The organism is Mesorhizobium sp. M0106 (assembly GCF_040322715.1).
GTDB lineage: Bacteria > Pseudomonadota > Alphaproteobacteria > Rhizobiales > Rhizobiaceae > Mesorhizobium.
Map to the genome: position 1 here is coordinate 1 of NZ_JAMYUA010000104.1, position 2,889 is coordinate 2,889.

Genomic DNA, 2,889 nt, shown 5'->3' on the forward strand with positions numbered 1-2,889 from the left:
CGCTGGCGCAGATCTGGGCGGAGCTTCTCGGGGTCGAGCGGGTCGGACGCCATGACAACTTCTTCGAGCTCGGCGGCCACTCGCTGCTGGCGGTGCAGCTCTTGAGCCGGCTGTCGCGGGCTGTTGGCGTGGAACTGCCGCTGTCGACGCTGTTCGCCAGGCCGGTGCTTTCCGATCTTGCGGCAAGCATCGTCGAGGTGTTGAGCCGCTCCGGTCCGCAAGACCTGCCGGCGATTGTGGCCGTGTCGCGTCATGAGCCGCTTGTGCTGTCGTTCGCGCAGCAGCGGCTATGGTTTTTGGCGCAGTTGGACGAGAGCAGCACGAACTATCACATTCCGCTGGCCTTGTGGCTGCGTGGTGTGCTCGACCGCAGCGCCTGGCAGCGCAGCCTTGACCGTCTGTTTGCCCGCCATGAGGCGCTGCGCAGTGTCTTTGTCGCGCCGCAGGGCAAGCCCCGGGTCGAGGTTCTGCCGCCGGATGCGGGTCTGCCGGTGATCGAGCACGATCTATCCGGCCGGCCGGATGCGCAAGCCGCGCTTTCGGATCTGTGCCATGAAGAGGCGCACACGCCGTTCGATCTGGCGCGCGGGCCGCTGATCCGCGCGCGTCTGATCCGGCTGGCGGATGAGGAACACGTCTTCCTGCTGACGCAGCATCACATCGTCTCGGACGGCTGGTCGATGGGCGTGCTGGTGCGGGAACTCAGTCAGCTTTACCGGGCGCTCGCGGCTGGACAGGACGGTCCTTTGCCGCCGCTGGCGATCCAGTATCCGGATTATGCCGCCTGGCAACGCCAGTGGCTGTCGGGGGAACGGCTGCAGGCCCAGGCGCAATATTGGCGCGGCAGCCTGTCCGGCGCCCCGGCCCGGCTGGCGCTGCCGACGGACCGGCCGCGGCCGGCCGAGCAATCCTTTGCCGGGGCGAGCGTGCCGGTCGTCATCGATGCGGATCTGACGCGGGGTCTGAAGCGGCTGAGCCGGCAGCATGGCACGACCTTGTTCATGACGGTGCTGGCGGCCTGGGCGGCGGTGCTGTCGCGCCTGTCGGGGCAGGACGACGTCGTGATCGGCGTGCCGAGCGCCAATCGCGGCCGGCGCGAGATCGAAGAGCTGATCGGCTTCTTCGTCAACACGCTGGCGCTGCGGGTCGACCTGTCGGGCGCGCCGAGCGTGGCGCAGCTTCTGGAGCGGACGCGGCGCACGGCGCTGGCCGCGCAGGAGCATCAGGACCTGCCGTTCGAGCAGGTGGTCGAGATCGTCAAGCCGCCACGGCATCTTGATCACACGCCGCTGTTCCAGGTGATGCTGGCCTGGCAGAACAATGCGGTCGGGTCATTGGACCTGCCGGGGCTGAGTGTAGAGGCTACGGGGGAGGGGATCGATCAGGTCAAGTTCGATCTGGAGCTGAGCCTTGGCGAAGATGGCGATCAGATCGCCGGATCGCTGCACTATGCCACGGCGCTGTTCGACGAAGCGACGATCGAGCGGCAGCGCGGTTATCTTTTGGCATTGCTGCGGGCGATGGTTGCCGATGCCGGGCAGCCGGTCGGCCGCATCGAGCTTTTGCCGGCCGAAGAGCGGGCGTATCTGCTGGAGGAGCTGAACCGGACGGCGGCGGCCTATCCTTCGGAGCGCTGCATCCATGAGCTGTTCGAGCAGCAGGTGCGCCGGACGCCCGAGGCGGTGGCGGTGGTCTGCGAGGACGAGCGCCTGAGCTATGGCGAGCTCAACGCGCGGGCCAACCGCCTGGCGCATCACCTGATCGGGCTCGGGGTCAGGCCGGATCAGCCGGTGGCGATCTGCCTGGAACGCAGCCCGGCCATGGTGGTGGGGCTTCTGGCGATCCTGAAGGCGGGCGGCGCCTATCTGCCGCTCGACCCGGCCTATCCCTGCGCGCGGCTGCGGCAGGTTGTCGGCGAAGCCGCGCCGCGGCGGCTGCTTTGCGATGCGGCCGGCCGCGCAGCACTGGGCACCGAGGCGCTGGCCGATGTGAGCGTGGTCGAACTGGATACGGCCACCCCAGCCTGGGCCGGGCTGCCGGCTTGCGACCCCGACCCGCGCGCCCTTGGCCTCACATCCCGCCATCTCGCCTATGTCATCTACACCTCAGGCTCAACCGGAACCCCAAAGGGCGTCATGGTCGAGCATCGGAGCACCGTGAACCTGCTGCATTGGAGCAGCGGCGTGTTTGCGGACTCAGAGATTAGCCGCACGCTGTTTTCTACCTCGATCAGTTTTGATCTGTCCGTCTATGAGTGTTTCGTTCCGCTGTCGCAAGGAAGCACCCTGTATCTCGTCGAGGATGCGCTGGCGCTGGCGCAGACGCCCTTGGATGTGTCCTTGATCAACACGGTCCCCTCGGCGATCGCCGCTCTGGTCGACCGGCAAGCCGTGCCCGCTTCGACAAGCGTCATCAATTCATGCGGCGAGCGGCTGAAGGCAGATCTGATCGAGAGGGTCTTCGATAGCAGCGGCGTCGAGAAGATCTGTAATCTATACGCGCCTTCCGAGACGACGACGTACTCGACCTGGATTTGCATGCCGAGGGGCGAGGCTGTCGTTGAGACGATCGGCCGTCCGATTGCGAACACGCGGGTGTATCTGTTGGACGCTCATGGTCAGCCGGTGCCGTTCGGGGCGGTGGGCGAGCTCTATATCGGCGGGGCCGGCGTTGCGCGCGGTTATCTCAACCGCCCCGAGCTGACGGCGGAGCGGTTCATCGCCAGTCCGTTTGTGGAAGGCGATCGGCTGTACAAGACCGGCGATCTGGCCCGTTATCTGCCGGACGGCAATCTGGAGTTCCTCGGCCGCAATGACGACCAGGTGAAGATCCGCGGCTTCCGCATCGAGCCGGGCGAGGTCGCCGCACGGCTGATCGAGCATGAATGGG

General features: G+C 66.7%; 1 protein-coding gene. It reads left to right on the forward strand.

What is annotated here, in order from left to right; translation table 11 throughout:
• Positions 1 to 2,889: non-ribosomal peptide synthetase (locus NKJ55_RS35135; RefSeq protein WP_352453886.1), on the forward strand; the 2,889-nt coding region annotated here is incomplete at both ends.